The sequence below is a fragment of the Bradyrhizobium sp. NAS80.1 genome, from assembly GCF_001908205.1.
Lineage (GTDB): Bacteria > Pseudomonadota > Alphaproteobacteria > Rhizobiales > Xanthobacteraceae > Bradyrhizobium.
The window spans coordinates 36,508-54,471 of sequence record NZ_LGHL01000006.1; the positions used below are offsets into that span (position 1 = coordinate 36,508).

Here is a 17,964-nt window from a genome sequence, read left to right on the forward strand (position 1 = left end):
ATGATGCGCAATCCAATTCTCTCGCGGCGACGGATGATCGCAATCACGGCGACGGCGCTCGGTTCGGCTTTCGTGAGCGGCTCGCGCATCGCTCGGGCGCAGGGGGCTGTGCGCTGGCAAGGTTCGGCGCTCGGAGCGCAGGTCTCGATTGAGATCTATCATCCGGACCGCGCCGAGGCCGAGCGATTGGTCGGTAGCTGTCTTCTCGACGTACGAAGGCTGGAGCAGCAATTCAGCCTGTATCGCCAGGACTCCGCGATCTGCACGCTCAACCGCACCGGTATTCTCGTTGCGCCGGATCCTGACATGGTGGCCCTGCTCGAGGCCTCGCTGGCTTTCGGCGATCTGACCGGCGGCGCATTCGATCCGACCGTTCAGCCGTTGTGGTTGCTCTATGCCGACTATTTCTCTTCGGAGCGTCCGGACCCGAATGGCCCGCCGAGCGAGAAGCTCGCCGAGGTGCTGACCAGGGTCGGCCACCGCGGGCTGCTGGTGACGCCAGATCGCATTACTCTGGCGCATCGCGGCGCTGCGATTACTCTGAACGGTATTGCGCAGGGGTTTGCGACCGACAAGGTCGTCGAGAAGCTGCGAAAGGCGGGCTTGTCGACGACCTTGGTCAATATGGGAGAGATTCGCGCAATCGGGTCGCGGCCCGAAGGGGGGCCGTGGCGTGTCGGTCTTGCAGATCCGGACAGGCCAGGCGCCCTCACTGAGACGATCGATCTCGTCGACCGCGCCGTCGCGACACCGGCCGGCGCCGGATTCCGCTTCGACGCCACCGGCCGGTTTACTCATCTCTTCGACCCGACAACGGGACTGAGCCCGTCTCTCTATCGAACCGTCAGCGTTGTCGCTCCGAGCGCAACCGAAGCTGATGCGCTCTCGACTGCCTTCAGCCTGATGTCTATTCCGCGGATACGGGATATCGTCGCCTCCCGGCCGAATGTGCAGGCGCGCCTGATCGCTACGGATGGTCTGATGACCGTATGTGGTGCTTGAAGCATCGTTTCGGTCTGGCGGAACGGCAGCACGACCGGGGGGATTCGTTCCGGTTGTCTTTTTCGCGCTACCGCTTGCCAACGAGTCCCAAATGCTTCGACGGCAGCTTATGATATCGGCGCGGTTCAGTTCTTGGCCGCATGGGCGCGCGCATCCGCGGCAACGCGCTTGAAGCCTTCGTAATTGAGCGCCGAAGTCACTCTGTATTGGCCCACGATGTACGCCGGCGTTCCCTGTAGCCCCAGCGAGTCAGCTTGGGCGAGGTTGCGCCTGAGAAGCGCGGTGATCTCGCCCGCGTGGGTCTGGAGATCGGCATCGAGACGGTCCATGTCAACGCCCGCCTTCGCGATCGCTTCCCGCATCCGTTCCGCGGGAATCTTCGCTCCGGGAATCGCCATCATCGCGTAGTGTGCCTCGTCGTAGCGGTCCTGATACTTCGCTGCCAAGGCCCACTGCGCACCCTTGATCGACGCCTCGGTGAGGATCGGCCAATCCTTGTAGACGAGACGGATCCTCCCGTCGGTCTTGACCAGACGCATGAGCTCCGGCTCCGATTGCTTGCAGTACGGGCAGTTGTAGTCGAAGAACACCACAATCGTCAGATCGCCCTTAGGGTTGCCGGTCGTCGGCGTCGCAGGATCGCGGAGGATGGCTTCGCGCGATACATCCGCTTCGCTGGGATTGTCGTCGGCACGCGCCGGCGCGATGAGATACCGCGCGCCGGCGACGGCGAGGATCTGAGCGAGCGTGCGTCTGGAGATGCGTGGCAACATGAGGGGGTCCTTCTTCGGTGGTTGGGTGTCAGTCGACCGTTACGACGGTCGACAATTTCGCGAGAAGCGCGTTGGCATCGACAGCGCCTATGATCCGGGTCGTGGGGTCGCTGCCTCCCTTTCTTCCGAAAAACAGGACGGTCGGCGGTCCGACGATCTCGAAGCGCTCCATTAGGGCGCGACTGGCGGCGTCGACCGCGGTCACGTCTGCGCGCACCATGCGGAAGCTCTGCAACCTCTGGCGGACGTCGGGCCTGCGCAGGACGGCGTCCATCGCCTTGCACTCGACGCACCAATCGGCCGAGAAATCGAGCATGATCGGCTTGTTCTCGGCGCGCGCCGCAGCTAGTTCGTGGTCAAGAGCCGATATCGAACGGATCGTTCTGACGTAGTCGGCCTGTTCGGACTCCCGCAAAACGAAGCGGTCGAGAATGTGTGTCGCAGTGAGGTTGTCGTCGCCTGCCGAGCCGATCAGGAGTACCGATCCGATCAGCATCGCGACGGTCGCGATGCCCATCGAAACGAACCGACCCGACGAGTGTGCCATCAGAAATTGCGTTCCGAGATAGACGGCGACGCCCATGGCGAGCGCGCCCCAGAGCTGCAGCGTCAACTGCTGCGAAAGCACCCGCGAGAAGATCGAGATTGCCACGCCCAACAAAATGAATCCGAAGGCGTGCTGGACGCGGACTAGCCATTTGCCTGGCTTCGGCAGGAAGCGGGGGCCGAGCGCGCCGAAGACCAGGAGCGGCACACCCATGCCGACGCCGAACAGAAAAAGGGCGGCCATGCCCCGCGCGACGTCACCGGTGCGCGCGACGGAGAGCAGCGCCGTCGCAAGCGGGGGGCGTCACGCATGGGCCGGCGAGCAGTGCCGATCCGAAGCCGAGCACGGCGGCGGCCGCCAGCGGTCCACGACCGCCACGGGACGCCGCGCCCGAAATTCGGTTGACCAAGCCAGCAGGCAACTGGATCTCGAAGAGACCAAACATCGAAAGGGCGAGGACGACGAGGACGGCGCTCATGACGCCCAGCGCGATCGGCGTCTGCAGAAGGATCTGCAGGTTGGCGCTCGATCCCGACCAGGCGGCGAAAGCGCCGAGCATCGAATATGCCGACGCCGACGCACCGACGAACGTGGCCGCGAGCGCGATTCCGCGCCCGAACGAAAGGCGCTCTTGGGATCGCGCCATTAGACCGAAGAAGATCGGCACCAGCGGAAACGTGCAGGGCGAGAAGGACAGCAGGACGCCGAAACCGAAGAATGACGCCAGCATGCCGCCGAGCGTGATCCAGTAGGAGAGGTCCGCCGCCGGTCCCTGCGAAGCGTCGGTCGAGCCGCCTCGATCGGCATCGCCGGTAACATCCTGTGGAGCGTCCACGAAGGACGATCGGCCGCCAGACGAGCCGACGTCCGCGACGGTCGGTCCCGCAATCGCGAGCGTCTGCAGATCGATCGTCTTGGAGACGGGCGGGTAGCAGATCTGGTACTTTTCCGCGCACCCTTGATAGGTCACCACGATTTCGTGGAGCCCTTGCAGATCGAGAGCCGCGATCTCCACCTGCAACGTGTCCCGATACACTTCCTGTGGGCCGAAGTCGGGATCGTCCCTGGGTTCCCCGGCAGGCGTTCGGAGCGCGATCGGCGCGCCTGGCGGCTTCGCGTTCTTCGCGACGATCATCGCGCGATACAGGTAGTTGCCGGGCGCAATCGTCCAGACTAGCTTGACGCCGCTGTCTTCCGCCGCGACCCGCAGACGGAAGACTTGGTCGGCCGGCGGGGGCGTCTCGGCTCGCACGGTAACGAGGGACCCCAGAAGAACGAATAGTGCGATCGAGAGACGGAGAATGCCCGGCATTTTCTGTGGCGGTCCTGCGTTGTATGCGGATGACCGCGGATTGGATGGGCTACCTTAAGCCAGCCTTAAGGCAGGCCACCGAGAGGAGGTTCCGGAGGTTTTCATGCGAATTCTCGTCGTCGAAGACGACCCGATCCTTTCCAACGGTCTGCGGGCCGGCCTGGCGTTGTCGGGCGCTACTGTCGACGCGGTGGAATCGTGCGAGGACGCGGATGCCGCAATCGCATCTGCGAGGTATTCCGCCATCGTTCTCGACGTCATGCTGCCTGATGGAAGCGGTCTGGACTTGCTGCGGAACCTGCGGAATCGTGGGGACGCTACGCCCGTCCTGCTTCTGACTGCGCGCGATAGCGTCGTCGATAAGGTGTGCGGCCTGGACTCAGGAGCTGACGACTATCTGGCCAAGCCATTCGATCTCGATGAGCTTGCCGCGCGCCTGCGCGCCATTGTCCGAAGGGAAGGCGGGCGGGCGGCGCCCTCCCTGACGCACGGCGCGATCGTACTCTCGCCCGCGGATTTTTCGGCGACCGTCGACGGCAAACCGATCAACCTGTCAAGACGGGAGTTCGCCATACTGTCTGCGCTGATGGAGCGTCCCGAACAAGTGCGCTCGCGGTCGGAGCTAGAGGATCGCCTCTACGGCTGGCAGGAAGACATTGAGAGCAATGCCGTGGAGGTACACATCCACAATCTCCGCGCAAAAATCGGCAAGGACGCGATCCAGACGCTGCGCGGCGTCGGTTACCGGATGGGAGCCGCCCGATGAGATCTCTCAGGCTGAGACTTTTCGCGACGCTGCTTGCCGCGACCGGAATCGTCTGGCTGGCGGCGGTAATCTGGATCTATGTCGGAAGCCGCGGCGAGGTCGAGCAGGTCCTCGACACGCGCCTTCAGGAGGCCGCCCGCATGGTTGCTTCGCTTGCGTCCAGCTTCGAAAATCTTCCCGGAAAATCGGCGCCCGCCGCCATCGCGCAACTCGGCAGCTACGAACGGCAATTGTCGTGTCAGATTTGGTCGCTCGACGGGCGGATGGTCGCCAAGTCGAGCGGTGCGCCCGACCAGCAGCTCTCGTCCGCCTCGTCCGGCTTCTCTGACCGGACGATCGACGGTGAGACCTGGCGCGTGTATTCCGTGGAGGATGCCGACCACAACGTTCGTGTCATGGTGGGCGATCGGCTATCCCTGAGGGAACGCCTGGTGACCGATCTCATCAAAGGGCTGATGCTTCCAGCGCTGTTGATCGCGCCGCTGCTCGGTGCGGCGATCTGGGCCAGCGTTGGGCAGGGGCTGCGACCGCTGCGGCGGATGGCGCAGGACCTCGTCGAGCGGGGCCCGGACGATATGCGGCAAGTCGAGGCCGATCAGGCGCCGATCGAAGTCAGACCTTTGGCGGCCGCGCTCAACGGGCTGCTCGGCAGAGTGGAGGCGGCGCGCCGCCACGAACGAGAAGTGACAGCCTTCGCCGCGCACGAATTGCGCACGCCGCTGGCCGGCCTCAAGACGCAGGCTCAGGTCGCGCTTGCGGCCAAGGATCCGAAGGTCGTACGCGGCGCGCTCGAGCAGATCATCGCGGCGGTCGACAAGAGCACGCGTCTAGTGCGTCAACTACTGACGATCGCCAAGCTCGACGCCGATGTCGCCGACGCGCCGAGAAGTCGGGTCGAGGTCGGTCCGATGCTCGCGGAAATCGTCGCGGATACTCCGAGGCACGAAGGAACGGTGGTCACCATCGAAGCGAGCGCTCGCGACATGATCCTCGACACCAATGCCGAGTGCTTGCAACTCGCGCTGCGCAACCTGCATGAAAACGCGGTCCAGCACACGCGCGATGGCCGCATCGTCTGGGCCGCCTGGGCGAACTCCCTCTTGGTAGAGGATGAAGGGCCGGGTATACCTTCCGACGAGCTCGACAAGCTCGGCAACCGCTTCTTCCGTGGAAGGCTGAGAAGCCCGATCGGGAGCGGACTTGGTCTGGCGATCGTCAAGCTCGCGCTCGGGAAAATCGGAGCCGACGTGACCATATCGAACCGTACGGGTCGCAGCGGAGCCCGGTCCGAACTGACGTTCCGCGTCCGGACGTAGCGGCGCCGACGATCCAAGAAAGGCCAGTGTGAGCATGCGTTCCGAACTGGGGAAGGCAGGCCGGCTGTCCGCTATTTCACAACAGATAGTTCGTTGGCACAGCTGTTGTGAATTTGAGCTCTTCCATGGAAATGGAAGAGTTGATCTGTGAAAACTCCAGCTTCTCGATCATCGCCTTGTAGACCTGATCATAAGCTGCGACGTCGGGGACCAGCACCTTCAGGATGTAGTCGACCGTCCCTGTGAGCCTATAGGCTTCGACGATCTGCGGGATGCTCTCGATCATCTGACGGAATTTGACGAGCCACGCCATTTCGTGCCGCGGCGCGGTGACGGAGATAAATACCGTCATCGGCACGCCGGCCCTTTTGGGATCGACAAGCGTCACGCGCTTGCGAATGACGCCGGCTTCCTCCATCCGTCGGATGCGGCGCCAGCAAGGCGTTTGCGAAAGTCCAACTTCCTCGGCGATCTCGCCGACCGGACGGTCGCGTTGCTGAAGCAGGTCGAGAATCTTTCGATCGGTCTCATCGAAGCTTGTCGTCATTTCTGGATAAACTCCATCAGAGTGCCGCCGGAATCGGCGGGGGAGACGAAAACGCTTTTCCCGGACTTGCCCTTCACGAAGCCGATCGATTTTGATTGCAGGTGCGCCTGCGTCGCTGCGATGTCAGCAACTGCGATCTGAAGCGCCGCAAAATCTCCGCGAAGGATCTTTTCGGGATCCATTCCGGAGTAGTATTCGGTGATAGCGGCAGGCGTCATGCATATGATCGACGCTGATTTTTCACCGGTCGTCACCGAGAATCCGTTTTCCACCTCTCGGATATTTCCTGCCGCGTACAGGCGGGCATAGGCCCGCGCATTCTCTTCCGGTGACGTAGAGGCAACGACAATGCCGCTCAACGCCAGCGCTCCGTTGGCGTGGGTCATCAGTTCGGGGCGCCAGACCATGTCCCGGGTTTTGTGTTCGCACATGAACATTTCGCCCCTGGGCACTTCGCGTCGCTCGAAAGTGGTGACGGAAAATGCCGCGGTGCCCGTGCTTCCGTCGGGCAATGGCAGCGGGCGCGAGAACTCCATGACGTCGCTGGTGGCAATTCCCAGTTCGGCAAGCGAGGCGCGCGCTTCGTGAGCGTCGCCAATCCGGCAGGCGATTGCCGACATGCCTTCTCCGCGCACGGCGAGCAATTGTCGCTTTCCAGCATTGCGCGGAGTTTCCGCGATCACACCGAGCAGTTCGAAGTAGTCGTCGGAAAAGATGATCGTGTAGTTCGCGCTCCCCATGTGAGGGCTGTGCGTTCCGCGCGGCGACAACGTGAAGCCGAGAGCGGCGATGCGCTTGGCCGCGGCATCCAGGTCGGAAACCAGAAGGACGATATGATCGACGCCTTTGACGGGATGGGTCATGCAATGCTTCTCGATGAGTGGAATCAGGAATTGTCTTCTGTTGTATAGCTTATTTGTCCACGCAATAGGGTTATCGTGAGTTACAATTTCTAATATATGCGGCTGGAGTGGATCAAAAATACAAAAATACTCTATTTCGTAGTTTTTATTGACATTCTGTGACGAGTGTTGGAACAGTGCCCGCGTCCGCAGCGCGGCAGGTGCGGTTTGCGGAATTTCGAGGCTAGGAGGAATGTTATGCGTGGGGCGAGGAGGCGGCTTTTGCTGCTCGGAGGTGCGCTGTGCGTCATTGCAGCTGCGGCGCAAGCCGAAGGTGTCAAGCGCGGTGGAACCGCGGTCATTCACATGAATGCAGAGCAGGGTGTGTTGAACCCCGCGCTTCGTGCATCGACCGGCGTCTATCAGATCAGCGGCAAGTTCATGGAGCCGCTGATCGACAAGGCCTATGACGGCTATGTGGGCGTCCTCGCCACCGAGTGGTCATCCTCGGCTGACGGCAAGGCGATCACCTTCAAGCTGCGTGAGGGCGTGAAGTGGCACGATGGCAAGCCGTTCACCTGCGATGACGTTGCCTTCACGGCCATGAACCTGTGGAAGAAGCTGCTGAACTATTCCACGACGCTGCAGGCGAATCTGGAAGCGGTTGATTGTCCGACGCCGCATACGGCGGTCTTCAAGTATTCGAAGCCGATGCCTCTCGAGCTTCTCGTGGCTGCGATGCCGGATCTCGGCCATCCGGTGCCGAAACATCTCTACGAAGGCACCGACATCCTGAAGAATCCCTACAACCAGAAGCCTGTTGGCACCGGGCCGTTCAAGTTCGTCGAATACAAGCGCGGTGAGTACATCATCGGCGAGCGCAACAAGGATTACTGGCGCGGCAAGGAGTATCCTTACCTCGATCGCGTGATCTGGCGTTTCATCCCGGACAAGGCGGCCGCCGCGGCGGCGCTGGAAGCCGGTGAAATGCATGAGTCCGGCTTCAACGGCATTTCCATGGAAGACATGGTGCGCCTGAGCAAGGATCCGCGCTTCGACGTGGGTCCCAAGGGGTTCGAGAACAACGTCGCTCATTCGACGATCGAGTTCAATCTTCGTAATCCGATCCTCTCCGATCTTCGCGTCCGTCAGGCGATCTACCACGCGCTCGACACCGACTTCGCGCTGAAGACGATCATGCGCGGCTACGGCAAGCCCGGACGAGGTCCGATTCCGAGTGCGGCGGGGGCCAACTACACCGACGAGGTGCAGACCTATCCCTATAATGTCGAAAAGGCGAAAGCCCTGCTCGACGAGGCCGGCTACAAACCGGACGCCAAAGGCATCCGCTTCAAACTCAAGCATCGTCCGGCGCCGTGGGGTGAGTATACCCAGTTGTGGGGCGAGTATTTTGCTCAGGCCATGAAGCAGGTCGGCATCAGCGTCGAACTCGTCACCAACGATGCGCCGGGCTTCCTGAACGGTGTCTATCGCGACCACGATTTCGACACCGCCAGCGGCTGGCACCAGTTTCGGGCCGACCCAGCCGTCTCCACCACCGTCTGGCTTCGCTCGGGCGCTCCGGTCGGGACCGCGTGGTCCAACCAGTTCGGCTACAAGTCCGACAAAATGGATGACCTGATCGACGCGGCGGCGGTCGAACTCGACTCTGCCAAGCGCGCGAACCTCTATCATCAGGCTCAGAAGCTCGAGATGACGGATCTGCCGGTCATCTTCGCCATGGAGCATCCGTTCCTTGGCATCACCAACAAGAAGCTCAAGAACCACCACAACACGCCGCGCTGGGACTCTTCCAGCTGGTACGACGTGTGGCTTGATCAGTAAGCCGACCGGCCAGGGCGTTCGACGCTCTGGCCGCTCTTAACGGAGCATGGCGACATGAGCCTTCTGGTTCCCCCCGCTTCTAACCTACACCGTGCGCCGCCTGGTTCAGGCGATTCCGACCATCATTCTGATCATGATCGGCAGTTTCCTCCTGATCAAGCTGGCGCCCGGCGATACCGTTGACGCTCTGGTGGGCGACATGGGTGGTGCGGACCCCGCATTCGTGGCGAGGCTGCGGGCCGAATACGGTCTCGATCAATCGGTCTTTGTTCAGCTGTGGCGCTACATGCTCAAGCTCGTGCAGCTCGATTTCGGCTGGTCCTACGTCTACGAGCAGCCTGTCATCGAGGTTCTGATGTCTCGCCTCGCCAACACGTTGCTCCTGATGGTCAGTTCGCTGGTCGTAGCGTTCACGTTCGGCGTGGCGCTCGGCGCAATTGCCGCCCGGCGCGCCTACTCATGGACCGACAACATGATTTCGACGCTTGGCCTCGTCTTCTACGCCATGCCGTCGTTCTTCCTCAGCTTGCTGTTGATTCTCATTTTCTCCGTGAAGCTCGGGTGGCTTCCGGTCGGTGGCATTCGCACGATCGGCGCATTCAAGACGGGATGGGCAGACGTCGCCGATGTGGCGCGCCATCTGGTGATGCCGACCGCCGCCCTCTCGTTGATCTATCTCGCCTTCTATATGCGCCTGATGCGCACGAGCGTGCTGGAGGTGATGGATCTCGATTTCGTGCGCACCGCCCGCGCCAAGGGCGCGGGTGGCGCGCGGCTTATGTTTCACCATGTCATGCGCAATGCACTGCTGCCGGTGGTAACGCTGCTCGGCCTGCAATTCTCCACTGTCCTTGGCGGCTCAGTCGTCGTTGAAACGATCTTTTCCCTGCCGGGGATAGGGCAGCTTGCCTACACCTCCGTGGTCAAGCGCGATCTCAACACCCTGATGGGGATCATTGCGCTCAGCTCGATCATCGTCGTGATCGTCAATGTGCTGACCGACCTCATCTATGCCTGGCTCGACCCGCGGATCGAACTGAAATGACCCATCCGGACACCAGCGTTGCGTCAAGGCCACTTCCGGCCGCGAGTCCCGCGCCGATAGCTCTCCCAGACATTGATCTCGCGCAGACGCGCAGCCTCGTGCTCTGGCGTCGCTTTCGACGGAATCGCGCCGCTCTTCTTGGCCTCATTCTGTTCGTTGCCGTCGTGCTGATGGCGGCTCTCGCCGATGTCGTGACGCCCGGTGATCCGCTTCGCATTGCCGGATCGCCACTGACGGATCCGCTGACTGTCGCCAGCAATCCCTGGGGGACGGACCAGCTCGGCCGCGACATCATGTCGGGCATCTTCCACGGCGCGCGTATTTCGCTGGCCATCGGCGTCGTTGCCACGGTGATCTCGATCGCTATCGGCGTCGTGATCGGCGCGGTTGCGGGATATTTCGGCGGGCGGATCGATGGTGCGCTGATGCGCGTCACCGAAGCCTTTCAGACAATACCGAGCTTCGTTCTGCTGCTGACGCTCGTCGCCATCTTTGGCTCGAGCATCGAGATTATCGTGATCGCCATCGGCATCGTGTCCTGGACGGCGCCGGCGCGTATGGTGCGCGCCGAGTTCATGTCGCTGCGCAGACGCGAGTTCGTGGATGCGGCGCGTAATCTGGGCGTCAGCGACATGTCGATCATCTTTCGCGAGATTCTGCCGAATGCGCTGCCGCCGGTCGTGGTTTTCGCGTCGGTCGTCATGGCGAACTCGATCCTCATGGAAAGCGCGCTTGCCTTTCTCGGGCTTGGCGATCCGAACTACGCGAGTTGGGGCAACATGATCGGCCAGGGTCGCGCAGTGCTGCGCACGGCCTGGTTTTGCTCGGTCATTCCGGGCGTCGCAATCCTTCTCACGGTTCTCTCCTTCAGCCTGATGGGCGAAGGTCTGAACGATGCACTCAATCCGAGGCAGAAAAGATGACCCGCGAGCGTAAGACCATTCTTGATGTTCGCGACCTCCAGATTACTTTGCCGGCGGGGGGGCGACCGTCCCCATGCCTTGTGGGATTTCAACCTGACCGTCGGCGAGGGCGAGATCGTTTGCCTCGTCGGGGAAAGCGGCTCCGGAAAGTCTCTGGCTGCCAATGCAGTGATGCGGCTCCTCCCTGAACCCCATGTTCGTGTCTCGCAGGGAACGATCAGTCTCGACGGACAGGATCTGCTTTCTTTGTCCGAGGCTGAGATGCGCGCTATCCGCGGCGATCGGATGGCGATGATCTTTCAGGAGCCCATGACGGCGCTCAACCCGCAGAAGACGGTGGGCTGGCAGATCGACGAGGTGTTGCGGCTGCACACCAACCTGAACAAGGCCGGCCGCAAGGCGCGCGCACTGGAAATCCTGGGCGATGTGCATATCCCGGCTCCCGCGTCGACCTACAATGCCTACCCGCATCAGATTTCCGGCGGCCAGCGTCAGCGTGTCATGATCGCGATGGCGCTGGTGCTCAAGCCGCGGCTGATTATCGCCGATGAGCCGACAACGGCGCTCGATGTCACCACGCAGAAACAGATCCTGAAGCTCATCAAGGATCTGCAACAGGCGCAGGGAACCGGCATTCTGTTCATTACCCACGACTTCGGCGTGGTGGCGGAAATCGCTGACCGCATCGCGGTTCTTCGCCTGGGAGAACTGGTGGAGCAAGGGCCGGCCGCACAGATTCTTCGAAGCCCGCAACATCCGTATACGCGCAAGCTCATCGCCGCGGTGCCCGCGTTGACGCCGCCTCCGGAGAAGCCCGCATCGGGCGAACCGCTGGTTCTCGAAGCGCGCAGCCTTCGCAAGACATTCGCGGCGCGCGGCGGCTACCTGTCCGGCAAGCGCAATCCGGTGATCGCTGTGAAGGATCTTTCCTTCCAGCTTCGTCGTGGCGAAACGTTGGGTGTCGTCGGCGAAAGCGGCTCGGGTAAGACGACGGTTTCGCGCATCGTCACGCGGCTACTGGAATCAGACAGCGGCGAGGTCCGCATCGATGGGCGCGACCTGATTTCGGCTTCGAAAACCGAGTTGCGGGCGTTGCGAAAAGACATCCAGATGGTGTTCCAGGACCCGATGGCTTCGCTCAATCCGCGGCGGCGGGTTGTGGAGTTGATTGCGCAGGGGCCCATTGTTCAAGGCGTTGCGAAGGATGTCGCTCACGCGCGGGCGCGCGAACTGCTTTCGTTGGTCGAGCTGCCGCCGGCGGCGGCCGAGCGCTATCCACACGAGTTCTCGGGCGGTCAGCGCCAGCGCATCGGCATTGCCCGCGCATTGGCGATGGAGCCGCGCGTAATTGTCGCCGACGAGCCGGTCTCCGCTCTCGATGTGTCGGTGCAGGCGCAGGTTCTGAAGCTTCTCGCCGATCTTCGTGATCGTTTGCACTTGTCGCTTCTCTTCGTCACGCATGACCTCCGGGTCGCCGCCCAGCTCTGCGACAAGGTGATCGTCATGTCGAAGGGCGAGATCGTGGAAGCCGGCCCGACTGCGCGGGTCTTCGCCAATCCGGAGCACCCTTACACCCGCTCGTTGCTCGATTCCATTCCGGGCCGTGACTGGGAGCCGCCTGTTTGCAACGTGGCGTGACGGACAGCGCACGCTCAAGGATCTGAACACGGATGACAAAGACAACTTCAACTGCCGTTTTCCCCAAGTCGATCTGGGCCGAGACGGCACCATCCCGCACGCCGGCTCAACCGCTCAAGGGTGCGGTGGACGCCGACACAGTGATCGTGGGCGGCGGGCTCAGTGGCCTGTCCGCGGCCCTTCACCTCGCGCGGCTGGGACAGAAAGTCGTGCTCCTGGAAGCGATGGCGGTGGGCTGGGGTGCATCCGGGCGTAACAATGGACAGGTCATTCCAACCCTGACCTCCGCCGAGCCGGACGCCATCGTCAAGCGCTATGGCGACGTGGGCGAGCGTTTCGTCCGGCTGATCGGAAATAGCGCGAGCGTGTTGTTCGACCTCGTTCGCGAAGAGGGCATGGCAGCCGAGGCGGAGCAGGCCGGCTGGTTTCAACCGGCCCATTCGCCGGGAAGAATACGTCTCTCGAGAATGCGCGTTGAAGCCTGGAATCGATTTGGCTTTCCGGCGCGCCTGCTCGACCGGGATGAATCCCGCGCGCTGCTCGGCTCGGATTTCTGGTATGGCGGAATGTTCAATCCGACTGGTGGTCATGTCAATCCGCTGGCGCTAGCTCGCGGATTTGCAGCGGCTGCGGAAAAGCATGGTGCCATCATCCACGAAGGAAGTCCGGCCACGGGCTGGCAGCGCGGCGCAACCGGCTGGGTCGTTACGACGGCCACTGGATCGGTGAAGGCAAAGAACCTTCTGCTCTGCACGAATGCGTACACCGGCGAGATCATTCCGGGTCTTGCCAGCCGTCTGGCTCGTACGATCGTGCCGGTGCTCGCCTGGCAGGTCGCGACTGCGCCGCTCTCGGACAATCTTCGCGGCATGATTTTGCCTGGCAGGCAGGCCGTCTCCGACACGCGCGGCGATCTCAGGTTCTTCCGCTACGATGCGCGCAATCGGTTGATCACCGGTGGCAACGTCATCGGACCGCATGATGTCGGCCGCCGTGTGGCTCAGAAGGCCGGGCAGAGCTTGGCCGACGCCTTTCCGGAGCTTGGAGTGCCTCAGATGACGCACACCTGGAGCGGCTATATCGGAATGACCTGGGATCGCTTCCCGCGCGTTCACAATCTCGGCCCCAATGGTTGGGCATGGATCGGCTGCAATGGCCGCGGTGTTGCGCTTGGTGTCTCGCTTGGCCGGGAAATGGCGCGCGCCGTTTCAGGCGACGCGATCTCAACGCTCGCATTGCCGGTTTCCGAGCCGCATCCACTGCCCTTCCACAGCATTGCCCGGCGCATTGCCCCGACCTATCTGGCCTGGCTGCGCCGCAAAGACAAAATTGAAATGAAAGCCTGAACGGATGGATCAACCGATGAAAGACATGCCTATCCTCGAGCGTCGGCGCATCGAGGCGCAAATCCTCAAGCACGTTCACGAAGTGATCGAGGCGCGATCCGGGACCGAGGAAGCCGATGCCGTGATCGGCACGGCCGTCAGCCGGTCGGCCATCGACCAGGGACGGGAGCTCGCGAGTGCCCTGGGACACACGCCCGATTTGCAGGATTTCGCGGATATCATGCCGGCGTGGACGAAAGAGGATGCCCTGCGGGTCGAGATGGTAGAGGCGACCTCAGAGAAACTCGAGTTCAACATCGTGCGGTGCCGGTACGCCGAGATGTATCGTGAGATGGGCCTTGGCCGCATCGGTCATCTGCTCTCGTGCAATCGCGATGGTGATTTCTGCGTTGGTTACAATCCAAAGATGAAGCTGACGCGCACGCAAACAATCATGAGCGGAGCGAGCCATTGCGACTTCCGCTACCGCCTCGAACCGGACGCCGACACGACCGGCAATTCGCGGTGAACGGAGAATAAGAAAATGCCCGTCGACAATTGGGTGTCTGGGTGCCTTGACGAACTGGTTACCTTTCGTCGTGATCTTCATAGCAATCCGGAACTCTTGTACGATCTACCGCGGACGTCGGCGCAGGTTGCGAGTGCGTTGCGCAAGGCCGGCTGTGATGAAGTCGTCGAAGGTATCGGCAAGACCGGCGTCGTCGCCGTCATTCGCGGCAAGAGCAACATTTCGGGTCGGGCAATCGGTCTGCGATCCGACATGGATGCCCTTCCGATTCACGAAACGACCGGAAAACCCTGGGCTTCGCAGACGCCCGGAAAGATGCATGCCTGCGGCCATGACGGCCACACCACCATGCTCCTCGGCGCAGCCATGGGGCTTGCGCAGAACCGCAATTTCGACGGCACGGCCATCCTGATTTTTCAACCCGCCGAGGAAGGCGGCGCCGGTGCGCGCGCCATGATCGAGGACGGCCTGTTTCGTCGCTGGCCGGTCAGCGAGGTCTACGGCATGCACAACAAGCCGAACCTGCCGATCGGGGAATTCACGATTGCTCCGGGGCCTATCATGGGCTCGGTCGATATGATCGAGATCGAAATCGAAGGCGTCGGCGGTCATGCCGCTATGCCTCATCAGACCGTCGATCCGGCTCCGGTGATCGCGGCTGTCATTCAGGCGATCCAGACCATCACCGCGCGCACCATCAACCCCATGGACTCCGCCGTGATTTCGATCACGACGATTCACGGGGGCGACGCATTCAACGTGATCCCACAGACCGTGCGCATGACCGGAACGGTCCGGACGCTCAAGGATTCCGTTCGTGATCATGTCGAAGCGCGCCTTAACCAGGCGATTGCCGGCATTGCCGCGGCCTACGGCGCCAAGGGGAAGCTGGACTATTCACGTCACTACCCGGTGACGGTCAATCACGCGCAGGAAACGGAGCTGGCCGCGGTTGCCGCAGAAGCCGTGGCCGGCATCGGACGCGTGAGCCGCGATATGCCGGCTACGCTTGGCGGGGAGGATTTCGCCTTCATGCTCAATGAAGTTCCGGGCGCGATGATCAATATCGGCAACGGACCAAGCGCCGGCCTGCATCATCCATCCTATGACTTCAACGACGAAGCGATTGCCTGGGGTTGTTCCTATTGGTGTGAACTGGTGCGGCAGCGTTTGCCGCTCTGAACCCGGTAGAAAACGAGTGAGGGGCCGCCGATCAGTTCGGTGGCCGGAGACTATTGATGATGCAACAGTCAACTGCGACGATGAAGGCTGGCGTTTGCCCGGCGCCGGCCGCTCTTCCAGATTGTGCTGAGCGGGAGTGGACGCGAAACGCCATCGCCCGCCTGAAGGATGATGGCCGTCGTTCGGCTGATACACACCTGCTCAAACCGCTGTTTCCCGGCATGAAGGGAGTTTCGGTCTATCTCAAGGACGAAAGCACCCATCCGACTGGCAGCCTGAAGCACCGTTTGGCGCGTTCGCTTTTCCTCTACGGCATTTGCAACGGCAAGATTGGTCAGAACACGACGCTCGTCGAGGCATCCTCAGGATCCACGGCGGTTAGCGAAGCCTATTTCGCGCAGCTTCTTGGTCTGCCCTTTGTTGCGGTCATGCCGCGATCGACCAGCCGGCAGAAGATAGCGGCAATCCAGAGCTTCGGGGGCCAATGCCATTTTGTCGACCGGGCAAGCGACGTCTACGACGTGGCCATTCGTGCTGCCAACGAGACCGGCGGGTACTACCTCGATCAATTTACGAATGCCGAGCGGGCGACCGATTGGCGCGGCAACAACAATATCGCGGAGAGCATCTTCCACCAGATGGAGGGAGAGGAGTTTCCCATTCCGGAGTGGTTGGTGATGAGCGCCGGAACGGGCGGCACATCCGCAACGCTGGGACGCTATATTCGCTACAGAAACCTCGAGACACGGCTTTGCGTAGTCGACGTGGAAAATTCCGCATTTTACGATGCCTGGCGCACGGGCGATCTGCAGGTGACTGCTTCGGGGTCGCGCATTGAGGGAATTGGCCGGCCGCGTGTCGAACCGTCCTTCGTGCCCGGTGTGATTGACCACATGATCCAGGTGCCGGATGCCGCCTCGATCGCTGCAGCACACGTTCTGTCCGAACGATTGTTCCGGCAGATCGGCGGTTCGACCGGAACGAACTTCTTCGGCCTCTGCTGGATTGCGGCCAATATGATGCAGGCCGGGCGCCGGGGGGTCAGTTGTCACACTGATCTGCGACGGCGGCCATCGCTACTCCGAAACTTTCTACAACCCGGCCTGGCTGCGGGAAAACGGCATCGATATCGATCCCTACCGTCGCATGCTCGACCGTTTCCTTGACCATGGCGAGTTCCTGCCACCGACTTGATGGCGCAACTGAGCCACTCGGTGCCCTGCCATTGGCTGTTATCGATCTTCAAAAAACGAGTTGTCCATGAAATCCGTCTCCACGAACGATGCCCCCGCCGCCATCGGCCCCTATTCGCAGGCGATTGTCGCAAACGGCTTGGTGTTCGTATCCGGCCAGCTTCCAATTGACCCTGCGACGGGGGAGTTCGTTTCAAACGACCCGGTTGAGCAGTGCAGGCAGTCGCTGCGCAACATCGAAGCGATCGCCAAGTCGGTCGGCGCCAACCTGTCGCGCGTGGTCAAGACGACGGTGCTGGTAAAGGATCTTTCCTGCTTCGCCGCAGTGAACGCTGCCTATGCGGAGTTCTTTCCGGGCGTGCCGCCGGCCCGTACCACCTTCGAGGCTTCCGCCCTTCCCAAGGGGGCACTGGTGGAGATCGATGCCATCATCGCTCTGCGAGATGAGAAATCCTGAGATCGATCTTCGAAACGTCAAATCGCTAGAACCGGCTTGCTGCCTTTCGCCGACCATCGAGGTCCGCAATGGCCACTTCGGTTCTGGAGTACGTGACAACTCATCCCTCTGCACGTGCGCACTGACCAGCTTCAAGCGGCCATCGGCGATCCGCCTGAGAATTGCATCGAGCACGGCAGGATCTGCGGCGATCAGGTCGTGGATGTTGCTGTCGAGCATGATTCGCTTTGGTGTGTGCATATCTGAGCCGCGCCGCCATCGGTCAAATATCGAGCTCGACCACGAGATCAGACCTTGGCTTAGGCAAAGAATTCGGCGTCGTATGTATCAAGCTCATTCTTGAGGTTGCCTCCGTCGCCACCTCGCGCGTTCTATGGCGACGATCTTTCCTGGCAGGTCGTAGAGGGCCGGCGCCAACGCTTCGACGACGGCGCGGTACGGCGGAAGCTCGGTCGTGTTCATCCATGCTTTCCCCAACAAGTATTCGCCCCCCCCCCCCCGCAAATACTTGCACGCTGAAGTGGTGCGATCTTGTTGTACCACGCAGATGGAAATCACGGCATTGGCAGCCGACTGGACCGACTGGCACTGCTGCAAGAACGAAAGCAAAATGCGGCAATCTCGTTGGGTACAACATTTGCGCATGTTGGACTTTGTGTTGTACCGCTGGCTTTCGACGCACACCGACCCCAAGTATTTTCAGTAACTTAGCGGTCGGTTCC

16 protein-coding genes and 1 pseudogene are annotated in these 17,964 nt (G+C 61.6%); 12 read left to right on the plus strand and 5 right to left on the minus strand.

What is annotated here, in order from left to right:
* Window positions 1–3 precede the first annotated feature (3 nt).
* Entirely contained in the window at window positions 4–1,002 is a 999-nt protein-coding gene (locus AC629_RS01415) for an FAD:protein FMN transferase (RefSeq protein ID WP_084803055.1), read from the plus strand.
* 125 nt (window positions 1,003–1,127) lie between these two features.
* Here the strand turns inward: AC629_RS01415 and AC629_RS01420 are convergent, their stop codons facing one another.
* From AC629_RS01420 to AC629_RS01430, 3 genes are read right to left on the minus strand one after another with little or no spacing between them, the layout of a single operon-like run.
* Window positions 1,128–1,763, minus strand: a complete 636-nt coding sequence (locus tag AC629_RS01420; RefSeq protein ID WP_084803056.1) for a DsbA family protein — start codon at window positions 1,761–1,763, stop codon at window positions 1,128–1,130.
* A 40-nt stretch (window positions 1,764–1,803) separates the two neighbouring features.
* Window positions 1,804–2,565: a thioredoxin family protein gene (locus AC629_RS01425; RefSeq protein WP_084802991.1), complete on the minus strand. Its 762-nt coding sequence runs from the start codon at window positions 2,563–2,565 to the stop codon at window positions 1,804–1,806.
* A gap of 13 nt (window positions 2,566–2,578) precedes the next feature.
* Window positions 2,579–3,634, minus strand: coding sequence for a cytochrome c biogenesis protein CcdA (locus AC629_RS01430; RefSeq protein ID WP_084802992.1), 1,056 nt, complete (start codon window positions 3,632–3,634; stop codon window positions 2,579–2,581).
* A 103-nt stretch (window positions 3,635–3,737) separates the two neighbouring features.
* On the opposite strand from AC629_RS01430, the gene AC629_RS01435 reads away from it, so the two are divergent.
* Together AC629_RS01435 and AC629_RS01440 are read left to right on the plus strand one after the other, a co-directional pair.
* Window positions 3,738–4,400, plus strand: a complete 663-nt coding sequence (locus AC629_RS01435; RefSeq protein WP_084802993.1) for a response regulator — start codon at window positions 3,738–3,740, stop codon at window positions 4,398–4,400.
* Complete coding sequence (locus AC629_RS01440; RefSeq protein WP_084802994.1) at window positions 4,397–5,716, plus strand: ATP-binding protein; 1,320 nt, start codon at window positions 4,397–4,399, stop codon at window positions 5,714–5,716. Before AC629_RS01435 ends, AC629_RS01440 begins: the two co-directional genes overlap by 4 nt.
* A 76-nt stretch (window positions 5,717–5,792) precedes the next feature.
* Here AC629_RS01440 and AC629_RS01445 read toward each other — a convergent pair whose 3' ends face one another.
* Window positions 5,793–6,263 (minus strand): Lrp/AsnC family transcriptional regulator, encoded by a 471-nt coding sequence (locus AC629_RS01445; RefSeq protein ID WP_074120307.1) that lies wholly within the window; start codon window positions 6,261–6,263, stop codon window positions 5,793–5,795.
* Entirely contained in the window at window positions 6,260–7,126 is an 867-nt protein-coding gene (locus tag AC629_RS01450) for a VOC family protein (protein WP_084802995.1), read from the minus strand. Before AC629_RS01450 ends, AC629_RS01445 begins: the two co-directional genes overlap by 4 nt.
* Before the next feature lie 237 nt (window positions 7,127–7,363).
* Here AC629_RS01450 and AC629_RS01455 point away from each other — a divergent pair, with 237 nt between their 5' ends.
* The 9 genes and pseudogenes from AC629_RS01455 to AC629_RS01495 all read left to right on the plus strand — a co-directional run bounded on the left by AC629_RS01455 (window position 7,364) and on the right by AC629_RS01495 (window position 17,242).
* Complete coding sequence (locus tag AC629_RS01455) at window positions 7,364–8,950, plus strand: ABC transporter substrate-binding protein (protein WP_084802996.1); 1,587 nt, start codon at window positions 7,364–7,366, stop codon at window positions 8,948–8,950.
* A 91-nt stretch (window positions 8,951–9,041) separates the two neighbouring features.
* Window positions 9,042–9,995 (plus strand): ABC transporter permease, encoded by a 954-nt coding sequence (locus AC629_RS01460; protein WP_084802997.1) that lies wholly within the window; start codon window positions 9,042–9,044, stop codon window positions 9,993–9,995.
* Window positions 9,992–10,918 (plus strand): ABC transporter permease, encoded by a 927-nt coding sequence (locus AC629_RS01465; protein WP_084802998.1) that lies wholly within the window; start codon window positions 9,992–9,994, stop codon window positions 10,916–10,918. The genes AC629_RS01460 and AC629_RS01465 overlap by 4 nt, the downstream gene beginning before the upstream one ends.
* Window positions 10,919–10,942: 24 nt before the next feature.
* Window positions 10,943–12,556, plus strand: coding sequence for an ABC transporter ATP-binding protein (locus AC629_RS01470; protein ID WP_084802999.1), 1,614 nt, complete (start codon window positions 10,943–10,945; stop codon window positions 12,554–12,556).
* 32 nt (window positions 12,557–12,588) lie between these two features.
* Window positions 12,589–13,902: an NAD(P)/FAD-dependent oxidoreductase gene (locus tag AC629_RS01475; protein WP_084803000.1), complete on the plus strand. Its 1,314-nt coding sequence runs from the start codon at window positions 12,589–12,591 to the stop codon at window positions 13,900–13,902.
* 16 nt (window positions 13,903–13,918) lie between these two features.
* A complete protein-coding gene (locus tag AC629_RS01480; protein WP_084803057.1) occupies window positions 13,919–14,410 on the plus strand; it encodes an L-2-amino-thiazoline-4-carboxylic acid hydrolase in 492 nt (163 codons plus the stop codon).
* A 15-nt stretch (window positions 14,411–14,425) separates the two neighbouring features.
* On the plus strand, window positions 14,426–15,592 hold the full coding sequence (locus AC629_RS01485; protein ID WP_084803001.1) for a M20 aminoacylase family protein: 1,167 nt from the start codon (window positions 14,426–14,428) through the stop codon (window positions 15,590–15,592).
* Window positions 15,593–15,672: 80 nt separating this feature from the next.
* Window positions 15,673–16,786, plus strand: a pseudogene (locus tag AC629_RS01490) (PLP-dependent cysteine synthase family protein).
* A gap of 66 nt (window positions 16,787–16,852) precedes the next feature.
* Window positions 16,853–17,242, plus strand: a complete 390-nt coding sequence (locus AC629_RS01495; RefSeq protein ID WP_084803002.1) for a Rid family detoxifying hydrolase — start codon at window positions 16,853–16,855, stop codon at window positions 17,240–17,242.
* Window positions 17,243–17,964: the final 722 nt, after the last annotated feature.